The organism is Aeromicrobium sp. S22 (assembly GCF_009661045.1).
In the GTDB taxonomy this organism is placed as follows: Bacteria; Actinomycetota; Actinomycetes; order Propionibacteriales; family Nocardioidaceae; genus Aeromicrobium; species Aeromicrobium yanjiei.
Window position 1 is genome coordinate 726,831 of sequence record NZ_WJWV01000001.1, and the last position, 15,130, is coordinate 741,960.

Below are 15,130 nucleotides of genomic sequence, written 5' to 3' on the forward strand. Positions count from 1 at the left end.
TTCTTCCTAGGAGTAATCACCCATGGCCCGTTACACCGGACCTCTCACCAAGAAGTCGCGCCGTCTCGGCATCGACCTCGTTGGTGGTGACGCTGCATTCGAAAAGCGTCCTTACCCTCCCGGCCAGCACGGCCGCGCGCGTGTCAAGGAGTCGGAGTACCGCAACCAGCTGCTCGAGAAGCAGAAGGCGCGCTACACCTACGGCGTCCTCGAGAAGCAGTTCCGCAAGTACTACGAGCTCGCCTCGCGTCGTCCCGGCAAGACCGGTGACAACCTGCTCCAGATCCTGGAGTCGCGTCTGGACAACGTCGTCTACCGTGCGGGCTTCGCCCGTACGCGTCGTCACGCCCGCCAGCTCGTCAACCACGGTCACTTCATCGTGAACGGCGTCAAGACCGACATCCCGTCGTTCCAGGTGAGCAAGCACGACATCATCGACGTCAAGCCCAAGTCGCTGGAGACCACGCCGTTCATCGTCGCGCGTGAGACCTTCGACAAGGACACCGTCCCGGCATGGCTCGACGTGGCGCCCGACCGCGGTCGCATCCTCGTCCACGCCCAGCCGATCCGTGAGCAGATCACCGTTCCCATCCAGGAGCAGCTGATCGTGGAGTTCTACTCCAAGATCTGATCCCACCCCGCTCTGGAGACAGAGCACTACCCGGACCTTCATATAGAGGTCGGTTCGGAAAGGAAGAATCATGCTGATCGCCCAGCGCCCCGCCCTGTCCGAAGAGGTCGTCGACGAGTTCCGTTCGCGGTTCGTCATCGAGCCCCTCGAGCCCGGCTTCGGCTACACCCTCGGCAACTCGCTGCGTCGTACGCTGCTGTCGTCGATCCCGGGTGCAGCCGTCACGTCGATCAAGATCGACGGTGTCCTGCACGAGTTCTCGACCGTCCCCGGCGTGACCGAGGACGTCACCGAGATCATCCTCAACCTGAAGGAGCTCGTGGTCTCCTCGGAGAACGACGAGCCCGTCGTGATGTACCTCCGCAAGGAGGGTGAGGGCAGCGTGACCGCCGCCGACATCCAGCCCCCGGCTGGTGTCGAGGTCCACAACCCCGATCTGCACATCGCCACGCTCAACGCCAAGGGCAAGATCGAGATCGAGCTCGTCGTCGAGCGCGGTCGCGGCTACGTGTCCGCGGTCCAGAACAAGTCCGGTGACGAAGAGATCGGCCGCATGCCGGTCGACTCGATCTACTCGCCGGTCCTGAAGGTGACCTACAAGGTCGAGGCGACTCGTGTCGAGCAGCGCACCGACTTCGACAAGCTCGTCATCGACGTCGAGACCAAGAAGTCGATCCTGCCGCGTGACGCGATCGCGTCGGCCGGCTCGACCCTGGTCGAGCTGTTCGGTCTGGCGCGTGAGCTGAACGTCGAGGCCGAGGGCATCGACATCGGCCCGAGCCCGGTCGACGAGCAGCTCGCTGCTGACCTGGCCCTGCCGATCGAGGACCTCAACTTCACGGTCCGGTCCTACAACTGCCTCAAGCGCGAGGGCGTCCACACCGTGGGCGAGCTCATCACGCGCTCGGAGCAGGACCTGCTCGACATCCGCAACTTCGGTTCGAAGTCGATCGACGAGGTCAAGGCCAAGCTGGGCGAGATGGGTCTCGCGCTCAAGGACAGCCCGGCCGGTTTCGACCCGACCGCGGCCATCGAGGCGTACGACGACGACGCCAGCTTTGCCGAGGACGAGCAGTACTAAGCGCCCAGACGGCTTCCTGCTCTCGTCCGCGTCGAAGCCGATCACACCAAAACTGGAGTAATCACCATGCCCACCCCCACGAAGGGTCCCCGCCTCGGCGGTAGCCCGGCTCACCAGCGGCTGATCCTCGCCAACCTCGCACAGAACCTGTTCGAGCACGGCCGGATCACGACGACCGAGGCCAAGGCCCGCCGTCTGCGTCCGTACGCCGAGTCGCTCATCACGAAGGCCAAGACGGACACGGTGGCCAACCGCCGCCAGGTCGTCAAGATCATCCGTGACAAGAGCATCCTGCACACGTTGTTCACCGAGATCGGTCCCGCCATGGCGACCCGTCCCGGCGGATACACGCGCATCACGAAGATCGCGCCCCGCAAGGGCGACAACGCCCCCATGGCCGTGATCGAGATCGTCGAGGCGAAGCAGTTCGGCGCTCAGAACCAGACGCCGAAGAAGGGCGCGACGGCTCCGGCCGCCGAGCCCGAGGCCGCCGTCGTCGAGGCCGAGGACGCTCCGTCCGACGACCTCGGCACGGATGTCGACGTCGTCGAGGCGACTCAGGACGCCCCCGAGGCGGCCGAGAACCTCGAGGCTTCGACCGATTCCGAGGCCCCGGCCGAGGACGACGCCAAGTAGTCATCAGCACCATCCAGGACGCCCGTCACCGCAGAGGTGGCGGGCGTCCTGTCCGTCCGGGCGCATGCTGATACTTTTGAGGTTCCGCGCGGAGCGGCACGCCTCGCGCCTTCAGATGGGGATCACCAGCTGTGCTCAGCATCCGCCGGTCACTGACCGTCGCCGTCGTCACCTCGATCACCGTCGCAGGTCTGTCCGTCGACGCGTACGCAGCTGACGTCCCGCCGCCCACGGTGACCTCGCCCAAGGGCGGTCCCGGCACCGAGGCCGAGGTGCCGGACCTGGCCCGCGGGATCATCGTCGAGACCACGACCGCGACGCCGTCCGACGGGCTGCTCGCGGCCACCGACGCCGCTCTCGGCGACGACGCCGAGGTCACCGAGGACGACAAGCTGCTCGCGAACGTCTCGACCGTCGATTTCGACGAGGTCGTCCCCGCCGACGTCGCAGAAGACGCCGCAGCGCAGATCGCCGAGCGCAACGACGTGGTGTGGGCGGCCCCCAACCGGCTCCGCCAGGTGCAGACCGCGCCCCCGGTGAGCACGAACGATCAGCTGTTCCCCGCACAGCACAACCTGTGGAACCGCGGCTACACGACCAGCTCGTCGCTCGGTGTGCCCGGCAACGGCGGCTACAGCATCAAGGCGCCTGCCCTGTGGCGCGCGACCAAGGGGCGCGCCGCGACCGTCGTCGCGGTGATCGACACCGGGATCGTCGACCACCGGGACCTGCCGGCCTCCCAGCGGGTGCCGGGCACCGACACGTTCTCGTCCATCGCCCGGGACAACGACGCCAAGAAGGGCCGCGACGACGACCCCACCGACCCGGGGGACTGGTACGCCAACGGCCAGTGCGACTTCCCGGGCTCGAGCGACAGCTCGTGGCACGGCACGTTCGTCGCGGGCCAGATCGCAGCGGCCACCGACAACGGCGCGGGCATCGCGGCGGTCGCCCCCAACGTCAAGGTGCAGCCCATCCGTGCGCTCGGTCGCTGCGGCGGGTGGGACAGCGACATCGTCGACGCCATGAAGTGGGCCGCCGGCATCCCCCTGACCGGGCTGCGCAACAACGCGCATCCCGCCGCGGTCGTGAACCTGTCGTTGGCGGGGTCGCCCGGCACGGCCCAGCAGCGCGAGGCCGAGTGCCGGGTCTACAACGCGGCCGCGCGGGTCGGCAAGGCACGCGGCACGCTCTACGTCGCCGCCGCGGGCAACGACGGTGGCAACGCCAACCGGGTCACCCCCGCCTCGTGCTCGGAGTTCATCTCGGTGGGCGCCACGAGCATCAACGGCTTCAGTGCGATCTACTCCAACGTCGGCTCGACCGTCGATTTGTCCGCGCCGGGTGGCGACACGCAGGTGGACCCCTACCGCGGTACCGACCCCGCCAAGGGCGACCGCATCTGGTCGCTGGGCAACAGCGGGACCAAGGGGCCCGTCGCCGACACGCTGGTGGCCTACGAGGGCACGAGCATGGCCTCGCCCCAGGTCGCCGGTGCCGCGGCCCTGCTCCACGGTCTCGGCCTGACCACGCCGGCCGAGCTCACCAAGGCCTTGTACGCCTCGGTGTCGCCGTTTCGAGCGAGGTCGGGCGCGTACGCCAAGAAGGCCGTCGGGCCCGACCGCTACGACCTCAACTGCACCGCGCCGGGCCGCCAGTGGTGCGGACGCGGGCGGCTCGACCTGAGCCGGGTCGAGGCGCCCCTGGCGCCCCCGGTCATCTCCGGCACGCCCGTCGTGGGCGAGCCTCTGCGCACGTCGCTCGGCACCTGGGTGCGCACGCCGTCAGCGCCCAGGTACACGTGGAAGGTCGCCGGCGTGGTCAAGGGCACGGGCAGCGTCTACTGGCCCACGCTCGCCGACGTCGGCAGGACCATCACCGTGACGGTCGCCCCGTCGACCGCCGCCTTCGCCAAGCTGTCGGCGACCTCGAGCGCGTCGACGGCGGTCCCGGCCGGGCCCGCCGTGACCCTGAGGACGCCGGCCTCGCAGCCGAGGTACGGATCGGCGTTCACGGTCGCAGTGAGCGTGGCCTCCGCGACCGGAGGTCGGGTCAGGCTGCTGTCCGACTCCGGCACGACGTACGGGAGCGGGACGGTCGGCCCGGGTGGCACGGCCTCGATCACGGTCTCGGCCGCCACGGCCCGCAAGCTGAAGCCCGGCAGCACGTCCGTGCGCGCGGCGTACGACGGCGACGGGACGACTCCTCGGGCGTCGTCGCCGCGTCGTGCCCTCACGATCAAGCGGCTCCCCGCCAAGGTGTCGACGTCCCTGCGCACGAGGGTGAAGACCTCATCGCGGGCGACGCTCAAGATCCGGGTCCTCGAGCGCCCCGACCTGTTCGCGAGCCCCACCGGCGAGCTGCGGGTCTACGACGGCAAGAAGCGGATCCGTGTCACCCGGCTCTCGAGCACCGGCGGTGGACGCAAGACGCTGCGTCTGCCCAAGCTCAAGAAGGGCACCCACAAGATCCGGGTCTACTTCCGTGACAGCGACTACATCGAGTCGACGTACTCGGCGGTCCGCACGATCAGGGCGCGATAGGCCGACGCACGAGGAGGATGCGAAATCCCTTCTCGCTGTCGAGCCGCTCGGTGGGCCAGCCCTGCTCGCCGAGCCAGCGCTGCAGGGAGTCGGCGCCGAGATTCTTGCCGACGACGAGCCGTGCCGAGCCGCCGGGTGCGAGGCGGGGGAGCCAGCGCAGCAGGAGGTCATGCAGGGCCTGCTTGCCGATGCGGATCGGCGGGTTCGACCAGATCTCGTCGAACACCAGGTCAGCCGGCACGTCGTCCGGCAGGCACGCGTGGACCGTGACTCCGAGACGCTCGGCGTTGAGCCGGGTCAGCTCGAGCGCGCGCTCGTTGGTGTCGACCGCCCACACTGCGTCGGCGCTGCGGGCCAGCGAGCAGGCGATGGGCCCCCACCCGCAGCCGAGGTCGAGCACCGTGCCGCCGACCGGCGGCGCGCTGTTGCGAAGGAGGACTGCTGTGGCCTTGTCGAGCCCGTCCTGGGAGAAGACGCCTGACGACGTCGTGAACGTGACGTCCTGGTCCCAGATGTGGGTCGTGACGTCACGACGGCGGTCGTCGCTGGTCGGGGTTCCCTCGAAGTAGTGCTCTGCCACTGCTCCAGTGTCTCAGGGCCGCTCAGCAGGACCGGAAGACGTACCCCTTGGCGCCCCTCGGGACGACGTCGCGGTCGCGCAGCAGGATCGATGCCCGGCCCGAACGAGCCGCGCACGCCCGGGCGAAGGCGCTGCGCCCGTTGTCGGTGTACTCGATCTCGATCAGCCGCGTCCCGTACGTGCGCGTGTACGCCCCGCACTCGCGGTAGACCTCGCACTCCTCGGCGACCGCGAAGTCGAAGCCGATGCGCTTGCGGCTCAGCTCGGGAGCGTTCTTCTGCGCGATCGCGACCCCCGAGCGGTGTGCCTCGCGCACGAGCCGCTTGCCGAAGTTGATCGCGTACGACTTCTTGAGCAGCCCGCGCGAGCGGGTCCACGAGTCCAGGTTGTCGGGCTCGACGGCCTGGAAGCCCTTGCGCTCGCACTGGGCGAACCAGGCCCGGTTGAGCCGGCCGATCGCCGCCCGTCGCGTGGACGTGCGGATGTCCAGCAGCACCTCGTCGGGCCAGTCGGCGTCGCGGACGAGATGCCCCTTGCGATCGCGCAGCAGGAGCCTCGGGTGCTTCTTCTTCCACCACCTGAGCGTGCCCGGCTGGGTCTGGAACGAGTTGACGTAACAGATCGAGTAGCGGCCCTCGACGGGCTTCTCGGTGCGGTCGCGGGTCACGATGTCGACATCGGGTGAGGGCGCGTACGCACCGCCGAGCTGGTAGTCCGCGACGCCCCCGGTGGGCGGAGGCCCGACGGGGGAGGCGGAGAGGGCCAGGGTCACCAGGACCGAGGTGAGCAAGCCGGTCACAGGTCGAGCCGCCTGCGCAGGGAGGGCGGGGCGGCGATGCGCCAGGCGTCGGCGACGAGCTCGCGGAGCTCCTGGGGATCCACGACGTCGAGGTCGACCAGGACGTACGCGTGGCCGTCGTAGTGCGGAACCGTGTAGTAGGCGGGGTCCTCACCGTTCACGAGGGCCTCCTTGTCCGAGAGCGAGCACTTGACGGCCAGGCCGCCCTCGCTCTCGGTGCGCAGGCGGGCCATGAGCGCGCCGGCGACCTTGAGCGACGGCGTGCGGTACGAGGTGGACTCCGCGACCTCGGGCAGCGTCACGGCGTACGCCACGACCTCCGCCCACGTGATTGCCACGCCCCCATCCTGTCAGGCGTCGGGCCCGGGTGTCTGCATCGCGAACTGGAGCTGGCGGCCCCACCGCGGGCTGATGTGCTCCCCGTCCGGCACGAATCCGGCCGCCGTCACGACCCGGACGGAGGCCTCGTTGTCGGGAGCGATGCGGGCGATGACCCGGTCGAGCCCCTGGGTGCTGCACGCGTGGTCCACCAGGAGCCGGACCGCCGCGAGAGCCAGTCCGCGGCGTCGGTGATCGGGCAGGATCCGGTAGCCGAGCTCGGCCCGGCCGTCCACGGGTGCCCCCTTGAAGCCGGCGTTGCCGACGATGACGTCGTCCGCGACCACGGCCCGCATGAGCCAGTCCGCATTGGCCGGCTGCTCGTTCGCGAGGGTGTTCATGAAGCGCCAGATGTCCACCGCCTCGGCGAACGCCTGCGGGATGGGCAGGCCGAGCTGCGCCTGCGCCGCGACGATGTCGCCCGCGGCCAGGGCCTGGAAGGTCGTGGGGGTCACGACGGCGAGACGGACGTTCATTCGTCGCGTCGCCTCCGGGACTCGTGGGCCCGTGCGGCCAGGGCGTCGTCGGCGGGATAGACGACCTCCTCCAGCACCAGGCCGTGCGCGGGCATCACCTTGACCCGGGCGTCCCGCGTCGCACCGGCGAGGATCTGGCCGGCCCACTCGGGCGCGTACCGACCCTCGCCCACGGCGACGAGCGCGCCCATGAGGGATCGCACCATCGAGTGGCAGAACGCGTCCGCGCGCACGGTCGTCTCCAGGACGTCGCCGCGCCGGTCGGTGCGCAGCTCCAGCAGCGTGCGGATCGTGGTCGCGCCCTCGCGACGCTTGCAAAAGGACGCGAAGTCGTGCTCGCCGAGCAGGTGGTCGGCCGCCGCGTCCATCAACGACGGGTCGAGCGGGCGTCCCCAGCCCACGACGCTGCCGCGGACGAGCGGGTCAGGGCCGGCGGGGGAGTCGCACAGGCGGTAGACGTAGCGGCGCTGCAGCGCGGAGAAGCGGGCATCGAACCCCTCCGGCGCGACCGTCAAGCCGCGCAGGGCGATGTCGGGCGGGAGCAGGCGGCGCAGCCGGCGCTCCAGCGCCGGAGGATCGACGTCCTCGAGGTCGACGTGGGCGACTTGTCCGCGGGCGTGGACGCCGGCGTCGGTGCGCCCTGCGCAGGTCAGCTGGGGAGCGGTGTCTCGGCGCAGGATGGTCGCGAGCGCGGTCTCCACCTCCCCCTGGACGGTGCGCAGGCCCGGTTGGACGGCCCAGCCGCGGAAACCCGCTCCGTCGTAGGAGAGATCCAGTCGCAGCCGCACCCGGCCCACGGTAGCCCCACGGCTCGGCGCACACGACGAAGGCCCCCACCGCGGACGGTGAGGGCCTTTCGAGGGGGTGTGGGTCAGGCCCAGCGCTCGGAAGCGGGGATGAACTCCAGCTGACGGTCGCCGGTGTAGATCTGCTTGGGACGAGCGATCTTCTGCTCCTTGTCGTCCACCAGCTCCGACCACTGTGCGAGCCAGCCCGGGGTGCGGCCGATCGCGAACAGGACCGTGAACATCTCGGGCGGGAACTGCAGCGCCTCGTAGATCAGGCCCGAGTAGAAGTCGACGTTGGGGTAGAGCTTGCGCTTGACGAAGTACTCGTCCTCGAGCGCGATCCTCTCGAGCTCCTGGGCGATCTCGAGGAGCGGGTTGACCCCGGTGACCTCGAAGACGTCGTCACAGGCCTTCTTGATGATCGTGGCGCGCGGATCGTAGTTCTTGTAGACGCGGTGACCGAAGCCCATGAGCTTCTCGTCGCCGTTCTTGACGCCCTCGATGAACGCCGGGATGTTCTCCTTGCTGCCGATGCGCTTGAGCATCTTCAGCACGGCCTCGTTGGCGCCACCGTGCAGCGGGCCGTAGAGGGCCGCGATGCCGGCGCTGACCGCGGAGTAGGGGTCGACCTGGCTCGAGCCGACCGAGCGCACCGCGTTGGTCGAGCAGTTCTGCTCGTGGTCCGCGTGCAGGATCAGCAGGACGTCGAGGGCCTTGGCCAGGCGCGGGTCCGGGTCGTACTTCGGCTCGGACATCTTGAACAGCATCGAGAGGAAGTTCTCGGTGTAGGACAGGTCGTTGTCGGGGTAGACGTACGGCTTGCCCTGGGCGTGGCGGAACGACCATGCGCCGAGCGTCGGCATCTTGGCGATCATGCGCACGACCTGCTCGTGGCGCACCTGCGGATCGCTGATGTTGCGCGCCTCGGGGTAGAACGTCGACAGGGCGCCGACGCTCGACAGCAGCATTCCCATGGGGTGCGCGTCGTAGCGGAAGCCCTGCATCAGGGACTTGACGTTCTCGTGCACGAACGTGTGGAACGTGATCTCGTGCACCCACTGCTCGTGCTGCTCCTTCGTGGGCAGCTCGCCGTGGATGAGCAGGTAGGCGACCTCGAGGAACGTGGACTTCTCGGCCAGCTGCTCGATCGGGTAGCCGCGGTACTCCAGGATGCCCTTGTCACCGTCGATGAACGTGACGGAGCTGCGCGTGGAGGCGGTGTTGGTGAAGCCGGGGTCGTAGACCGCAAGTCCGGGCTCATCGTCCGTCTTGCCGATCTTGCCGAGGTCGCCCGCGCGGATGGTGCCATCCGTGATCGGGATCTCGAATTCCTCGCCCGAGCGATTGTCTCGGACGGTCAGGGTCTGGTTCTCGGTCACGATGGGTCTCCTGTGACGGGTTGAACGGTCCGCTACGGTGGCGCGGACCGGTTATCAACTTAGACGTGAGGCAAACCTCACGGGGCAACGGGGTGCCAGGACGGACCTCGTTTTGACCCGAGCCTCACCCGCCGGTTAACCTAGTGTGTCGTCGAACCCAGCGGATTCGTCATGGGTTGCGACCACCATAGAGTTTGTTTCAGGATCACCACCATCGAAGAACGAGAAGGTCACGCCGTGCGCACGTTCAGCCCCAAGCCGTCTGACATCACCCGTCAGTGGCACGTCATCGACGCCGAGGACATCGTTCTGGGCCGTCTCGCCGTCCAGGCTGCGACGCTGCTCCGCGGCAAGCACAAGCCGACATATGCTCCGCACGTCGACGGTGGCGACTTCGTCATCATCGTCAACGCGGAGAAGGTTGCCCTCTCGGGCAACAAGCGTCGCGACAAGCTCGCGTACCGTCACAGCGGCTACCCGGGTGGACTCAAGTCCATCGCCTACGGTGACCTGCTGGACAAGGATGCCCGCAAGGCGATCGAGAAGTCGGTCCGCGGCATGCTCCCCAAGAACCGTCTGGGTGATCAGCTGATCACGAAGCTCAAGGTCTACTCCGGCCCCGAGCACCCGCACACCGCCCAGAAGCCCCAGCCGTTCGAGATCACGCAGATCTCCCAGTAAAGAAGAGAAGCAGGCGCATCGTGGCTGAGACCACCACCGAAGAGACCACCGAGTTCCAGACCAACTCCGAGGGTGTTGCTTACACCTCCGAGTCAGCTGGCGCTTCCGAGACCTCCAGCAAGCCCGCGACGATCGCTCCGGGTGCTGCGACGGGCCGCCGCAAGGAGGCCATCGCTCGCGTCCGCATCGTGCCGGGCACCGGCGTCTGGACCGTCAACGGCAAGCCGCTCGAGGAGTACCTCCCCAACAAGCTGCACCAGCAGATTGCCAAGGAGGCCTTCGCCGAGACGGGTCTGCAGGACCGTTTCGACGTCATCGCTCGCGTCACCGGTGGCGGCATGACCGGTCAGGCCGGCGCCCTGCGTCTCGGCGTGGCCCGCTCGCTCAACCAGATCGACGAAGAGGCCAACCGCCCGGTGCTGAAGAAGGCCGGACTCCTGACGCGTGACTCGCGCATCAAGGAGCGCAAGAAGGCTGGTCTCAAGAAGGCTCGTAAGGCTCCGCAGTACAGCAAGCGCTGAGTCTTCGTGGGCCGGATCTTTGGCACCGATGGCGTTCGCGGAGTCGCGAATCGTGATCTGACGGCCGAGCTCGCAGTCGACCTCGCGGTCGCCGCGGCCCACGTCCTGGGTGAGGTCGGTGCTTTCGCCGACCAGCGCCCCACAGCAGTCGTGGCCCGCGATCCCCGCGCCTCAGGAGAGTTCCTGGAGGCCGCGGTGGTCGCGGGCCTTGCTTCTGCCGGTGTGGACGTGCACTGCCTCGGCGTCGTGCCGACGCCGGGAGCGGCGTTCCTGACCTCCTTCCTCGAGGCGGACATGGGCGTCATGATCTCCGCGAGCCACAACGCGATGCCCGACAACGGCATCAAGTTCCTCGCCCGCGGCGGGCTCAAGCTCGACGACCAGCTCGAGGTCCTCATCGAGGATCGCCTCGAGGAGCCGTGGGACCGGCCGACCGGCGCCGGCGTCGGTCGCATCGGCGACAGCCATGCGGGTGTGGCGGCGTACGTCAAGCACCTCGTGTCGACCTGCCCGCGTCCGCTCGACGGCCTGCGGGTCGTGCTGGACTGCGCGAACGGCGCGGCGTACGAGGTGGGTCCTGCGGTGTTCGAGGAGCTCGGCGCGACGGTCATCGCGATCCACGCCGAGCCCGACGGCCTCAACATCAACGACAACTGCGGCTCGACGCACCTGGACGACCTGCAGGTCGCCGTCGTCCGGCACGGCGCGGACGCAGGCTTCGCCTTCGACGGTGATGCCGACCGCTGCCTCGCGGTCGACGAGACCGGCGCGGTCGTCGACGGCGACCACATCCTGGCGATCCTGGCGCTCGCAGCACGCGACGCCGGACGCCTGACCGACGACACGGTCGTCGCGACGGTGATGAGCAACCTCGGCTTCGTCCAGGCGCTCGAGAGCGCCGGCATCTCCGTGATCCAGACCGCCGTCGGCGACCGCTACGTGCTCGAGGCGATGCGTGCCGGTGGCTTCAACATGGGCGGCGAGCAGTCGGGCCACGTCATCATGGGCGACTACGCGACCACCGGCGACGGGGTCCTGACCGCGGTGCACCTGGCCGCGCGCATGGCCGAGTCCGGCACTCCGCTGTCGCGGCTCGCGTCGGTCATGACGCGCCTGCCGCAGGTGCTGATCAACGTCCCGGGCGTCGACAAGTCCCGCGCCGACACCGATCCGACGCTGCTGGGCGAGGTGGCCATCGCGTCGTCGAGGCTCGGCGACACGGGCCGGGTGCTGCTGCGCCAGTCCGGCACCGAGCCGCTCGTGCGCGTGATGGTGGAGGCGGCGACGGCCGAGCAGGCCACCGAGGTGGCCGAGCACCTGGCCGGTGTGGTCCGCTTGACGCTGTCGCTGTGACCACCCCCGGGTGGTGCGGGGTCCTCAGGGGCACACCGGTCGTCCGCTGTCGTACTCCTCGGCCTTGAGGGCGCTCCAGGTCGCGGACCCGGTGCGGCCGTCGGGCGCGATGCCCTGGTCCGCCTGGTACGCCTTGAGCGCCGCGGTCGTCGGGGCGTCGAAGCCCTGCGCGATGATGCCGATGCCCTCGTCGGTGCGGGGCTCGTCGAGGTAGCCGCGGATCAGCAGGATCTGCTGCAGCTCGTTGACGAGAAGCCCCTCGTCGAACGAGGTGTCGGTCGAGCTGTCGAGCGCCGGGAGGTCGTCGACGGACTCCAGGCACACGCAGAAGCTGCGCCCGCGCTGATCTGCGTCGAGCAGGTGCGGGATCGCCTCGCGGATGCCGGCCTCGCGGCGTGCGGTGCACACGTCCTCGAGCGTGGCGTAGGGACCTGTCCACGCGAGGTAGTAGGGCTCGCCGTCGCGGTTGACCGGATCGTAGGTCTCGCACGCGTCCGATCCGCGGAGGTACTTCACGTCCGGCACGAGCTCGGAGACGGCGTTGATCCGCTCGGCGAAGCCTCTCGGATTGCCCCGGGTGAGCTGCAGGATGTACTCCTCGGTGCACGCGGGGTTGTCGTAGGCCGCGCCGACGACGGCCGGCAGCGGCCCGTCGCTGGAGGGGGCGTCGTCGGGACGCAGGAAGGCCAGGGCCCCCGCGGCGACCGCCGCGACCGCGAGCACCGCCGCTGCCCGCTTCGCCCAGGTCCGTCCGGGAGCGCCCGATCGTGGGCGGGGGCCGGAGCCGGTGCCGGTGCCGGCCGGTGCTCCCTCGGGAACGGTCAGCGTGATCGGGCGAACGGTGGTGAGGTCGTCCACGACGGCCGTGTGGCGCCGGGGGTCGGCAGAGGAGTCGAGCACCTCGATACGGGTCGGTGGCAGGCCCAGGTCGATCTGGACGCGCTGCAGGGCCTGCGCGAAGTCGAGCGCCGAGGCGTACCTGTCGTGGATCGACCGGGCCATCGCCCGGGCCAGCACCTCCTCGAGGGCGGCCGGGACGTCGCTGCGCCCGGTGGGGCGCAAGGGTTCGGTGGAGATGCGGATGCCCATCGCGATCGCGTCGTTCGGCTGGTCGTCGCGCTGGTACGGCGACCGCCGCGCGAGCAGGCTGTAGACCGTGGCGCCGAGCGAGTACACGTCGCTGCGCACGTCCTTGGCGGCCGTGCCGCGGAACGCCTCGGGCGGGGCCCACGGCACCGACAGCGTCGTCTCGGTCGTCTGCGGGTCGTCGGTGGCCGTCGCGATCCCGAAGTCCGTCAGCAGGGGTGTGCCGTACGCGTTCGTGAGGACGTTGTGCGGCTTGATGTCGCGGTGCAGGATGCCGGCGCGGTGGGCGGTCTCGACCGCGGCGGCGATCTTGATGCCGATCTCGAGGACGTCCGACAGCGGGATCTCCTCGACCCGGTAGCGCTCCCCGAGGCTGGGGCCGGGGCAGTACTCCATCACGATGTAGGGCCGTCCGTCCGCCGCGACGTCGGCCTGGAAGATCGGGACGATCGACGGGTGCCCGGACAGCTGGGCCATGACGTTCGCCTCGGCGTGGAAGAACTCGATGTCCGTCTCGGCGGCGACGACAGGGTGGAGCACCTTGACCGCGACCTCGCGCGCCGGGACGGCCTGTCGATACAGGTGCACATCGGCGAAGCCGCCTCGGCCGATGAGCCGGACGAAGGTGAAGCCGTCCAGCTCAGGGGGCGGAAGACCGCGTGCTGGCACGATGTGCGTCTCCTGGGAGCGAGCGAGCTGGCCGGTGCGCTGGGCTCTGGGGTGCGATCCACACTATCCGACGGCAGCGGGCATGCCGGGGCGCCGAACGGCGCGGCTGAGGGAACCTCTGCCCATGGACGGCGGGACGGGCGCCGCCTAGCGTCAGAGGTGATGCGCGTCAGCGAGCTCTCGGAGGACATCATGACCCAGCACCGCCGCACGATCCGCCCGCTCGTCGGGCTCCTGTCGGCCGTCGTCGTCGGCGGCGGTCTGCTCGTGGCACCGGCCCACGCGACCACCGTCCCGGGTGGCACCGTGAAGGGCACGGTCACGATCGCGGGCACACCCCTGGCCGGGGCCAAGGTGACCCTGGTGCGCCGCGACGGGGACAGCGGTGATGCGTTCGAGCGGTACAAGACGGTCACGACCGACAGCGCCGGGCGCTACTCGCTCACCCGTCCCGCTGGCAGCAGCACGACGTGGTGGTACGACAACGTCGTCGTGAGCGACCCGGGCCAACGCGCCGTGACGGCTCGTCGTGACTTCATGGGGAACCGGTCGCGCACGGTCACCCGCAACGTGACCCTGAAGCCGGCCGGCACGATCACCGGCAAGGTCACCCGGGCAGACGGTGCGTCCCCCACGTCCATCCGCGCGGAGATCGTCGACGGTCCCGACAGCAGCGTGTACGAGAACCTCTCGACGAAGAGGTACGACGTGGACCGCGGGGTCGACGCCGCGGGGACGTACCGCTTCCGCGGGCTCCCGGCCGGCACGTACACCCTCTGCTACCGCGACACCTCCTCGACGTACCGGCAGGAGTGCCATGACGAGGTGTTCTCCGAGACGGCTGCGACGGAGCTGACGGTGACGGGGGGCGCGACCACCACGGTCAAGGCCCACGTGCTCGACCACCGCCTCGCCCACGTGAAGGGCATCGTGACCTCGACGAGCGGCGAGCGGCTCCGGGGGATCTCCGTCAGGCCTCGCGTGGTGGGCACGAGCCGATATGCGGGGTCCACCCGCACGTGGTCGACGGGACGATACGACCTGGCCACCGAGGCGCCGAACGACGTGCAGCTGCGGTTCGAGGACCCGAAGAACATCTGGGCGACGCGGTGGCAGACGATCGCCGGCAGCACGCAGCCGCAGGTCTTCTCGCTGGACGAGGGCGCGCTCGTCGAGCGGCTGACCACCACGCTGAAGTCGACCGCCCGGCTGGGCGTGTCGTCCAGGCCCGGCACCGGTCGGGCCACGTTCACGGTCGAGGTGACCCGCCGCGCCACGGGCCACCACCCCAGCGGGACGATCACGGTCTCGCGCAAGGACGTCCGCCGCACGGTCTCCCTCGCGAAGGGCGTCGGCACGGTGACGCTGACCGGCGTGCCCGCCGGCACCCGGACGTTCCACGTCGACTACGCGGGGACGTCCAGCACGGCCCCTGCCCGCACGACCGTCAAGGTCGCGGTGCGCTGACCGCCTCGGCGCGCGCGACGGACGGACGGCACGGCACCATGGCGGATGAAGCACATCGATCC

General features: G+C 69.6%; 15 protein-coding genes. 8 read left to right on the forward strand and 7 right to left on the reverse strand.

All coding sequences use genetic code 11. The features are described 5' to 3' along the window. The first annotated feature begins 22 nt into the window (after positions 1-22). The 4 genes from rpsD to GEV27_RS03690 all read left to right on the forward strand — a co-directional run bounded on the left by rpsD (position 23) and on the right by GEV27_RS03690 (position 4,891). Positions 23-631 (forward strand): 30S ribosomal protein S4, encoded by a 609-nt coding sequence (gene rpsD, locus GEV27_RS03675; RefSeq protein WP_153654310.1) that lies wholly within the window; start codon positions 23-25, stop codon positions 629-631. A gap of 70 nt (positions 632-701) precedes the next feature. Then, a complete protein-coding gene (locus GEV27_RS03680; RefSeq protein ID WP_153654308.1) occupies positions 702-1,712 on the forward strand; it encodes a DNA-directed RNA polymerase subunit alpha in 1,011 nt (336 codons plus the stop codon). 66 nt (positions 1,713-1,778) lie between these two features. Further along, positions 1,779-2,348 carry a 50S ribosomal protein L17 gene (rplQ, locus tag GEV27_RS03685; RefSeq protein WP_153654306.1) on the forward strand — a complete coding sequence of 190 codons (570 nt, stop codon included), beginning with the start codon at positions 1,779-1,781 and terminating at the stop codon, positions 2,346-2,348. A 131-nt stretch (positions 2,349-2,479) separates the two neighbouring features. Then, positions 2,480-4,891: a S8 family serine peptidase gene (locus GEV27_RS03690; protein WP_153933477.1), complete on the forward strand. Its 2,412-nt coding sequence runs from the start codon at positions 2,480-2,482 to the stop codon at positions 4,889-4,891. On the opposite strand, the gene GEV27_RS03695 is transcribed toward GEV27_RS03690, so the two are convergent. From GEV27_RS03695 to GEV27_RS03720, 6 genes are all read right to left on the reverse strand, one after another. Further along, positions 4,878-5,471, reverse strand: a complete 594-nt coding sequence (locus GEV27_RS03695) for a methyltransferase (protein WP_309222010.1) — start codon at positions 5,469-5,471, stop codon at positions 4,878-4,880. The genes GEV27_RS03690 and GEV27_RS03695 overlap by 14 nt on opposite strands. A gap of 22 nt (positions 5,472-5,493) precedes the next feature. After that, positions 5,494-6,270, reverse strand: coding sequence for an endo alpha-1,4 polygalactosaminidase (locus GEV27_RS03700; protein WP_208430740.1), 777 nt, complete (start codon positions 6,268-6,270; stop codon positions 5,494-5,496). After that, on the reverse strand, positions 6,267-6,608 hold the full coding sequence (locus tag GEV27_RS03705; RefSeq protein ID WP_309222011.1) for an MmcQ/YjbR family DNA-binding protein: 342 nt from the start codon (positions 6,606-6,608) through the stop codon (positions 6,267-6,269). Before GEV27_RS03705 ends, GEV27_RS03700 begins: the two co-directional genes overlap by 4 nt. 12 nt (positions 6,609-6,620) lie before the next feature. Next, positions 6,621-7,124 (reverse strand): GNAT family N-acetyltransferase, encoded by a 504-nt coding sequence (locus GEV27_RS03710; protein ID WP_153933478.1) that lies wholly within the window; start codon positions 7,122-7,124, stop codon positions 6,621-6,623. Next, positions 7,121-7,912: a tRNA pseudouridine(38-40) synthase TruA gene (gene truA, locus GEV27_RS03715; RefSeq protein ID WP_153654295.1), complete on the reverse strand. Its 792-nt coding sequence runs from the start codon at positions 7,910-7,912 to the stop codon at positions 7,121-7,123. Before truA ends, GEV27_RS03710 begins: the two co-directional genes overlap by 4 nt. A gap of 83 nt (positions 7,913-7,995) precedes the next feature. After that, on the reverse strand, positions 7,996-9,291 hold the full coding sequence (locus GEV27_RS03720) for a citrate synthase (RefSeq protein ID WP_153654293.1): 1,296 nt from the start codon (positions 9,289-9,291) through the stop codon (positions 7,996-7,998). A gap of 237 nt (positions 9,292-9,528) precedes the next feature. Here GEV27_RS03720 and rplM point away from each other — a divergent pair, with 237 nt between their 5' ends. Genes rplM through glmM form a run of 3 tightly spaced genes read left to right on the forward strand, consistent with a single transcriptional unit; the run spans position 9,529 to position 11,846 of the window. Beyond that, positions 9,529-9,972 (forward strand): 50S ribosomal protein L13, encoded by a 444-nt coding sequence (gene rplM, locus GEV27_RS03725; protein WP_108579662.1) that lies wholly within the window; start codon positions 9,529-9,531, stop codon positions 9,970-9,972. Between the two features lie 20 nt (positions 9,973-9,992). Beyond that, entirely contained in the window at positions 9,993-10,493 is a 501-nt protein-coding gene (rpsI, locus tag GEV27_RS03730; RefSeq protein ID WP_153654291.1) for a 30S ribosomal protein S9, read from the forward strand. A gap of 6 nt (positions 10,494-10,499) precedes the next feature. Beyond that, positions 10,500-11,846 carry a phosphoglucosamine mutase gene (gene glmM, locus GEV27_RS03735; protein ID WP_309222012.1) on the forward strand — a complete coding sequence of 449 codons (1,347 nt, stop codon included), beginning with the start codon at positions 10,500-10,502 and terminating at the stop codon, positions 11,844-11,846. Between the two features lie 24 nt (positions 11,847-11,870). Here the strand turns inward: glmM and GEV27_RS03740 are convergent, their stop codons facing one another. Continuing rightward, the gene (locus GEV27_RS03740) at positions 11,871-13,601 is read right to left on the reverse strand and encodes a serine/threonine-protein kinase (protein WP_153933479.1); all 1,731 of its coding nucleotides are present in this window, start codon (positions 13,599-13,601) and stop codon (positions 11,871-11,873) included. A 162-nt stretch (positions 13,602-13,763) separates the two neighbouring features. Between GEV27_RS03740 and GEV27_RS03745 the strand changes: the two genes are divergently transcribed. Next, a complete protein-coding gene (locus GEV27_RS03745; RefSeq protein ID WP_153933480.1) occupies positions 13,764-15,068 on the forward strand; it encodes a carboxypeptidase-like regulatory domain-containing protein in 1,305 nt (434 codons plus the stop codon). Positions 15,069-15,130: the final 62 nt, after the last annotated feature.

What these genes read in the sequence shown, in the direction of transcription:
- rplQ (WP_153654306.1), top strand. Translation starts at nt 1,779, where the DNA reads ATGCCCACCCCCACGAAGGGTCCCCGCCTCGGCGGTAGCCCGGCTCAC.
- GEV27_RS03680 (WP_153654308.1), top strand. Translation starts at nt 702, where the DNA reads ATGCTGATCGCCCAGCGCCCCGCCCTGTCCGAAGAGGTCGTCGACGAG.
- GEV27_RS03745 (WP_153933480.1), top strand. Translation starts at nt 13,764, where the DNA reads ATGCGCGTCAGCGAGCTCTCGGAGGACATCATGACCCAGCACCGCCGC.
- rpsD (WP_153654310.1), top strand. Translation starts at nt 23, where the DNA reads ATGGCCCGTTACACCGGACCTCTCACCAAGAAGTCGCGCCGTCTCGGC.
- GEV27_RS03710 (WP_153933478.1), bottom strand. Translation starts at nt 7,124, where the DNA reads ATGAACGTCCGTCTCGCCGTCGTGACCCCCACGACCTTCCAGGCCCTG.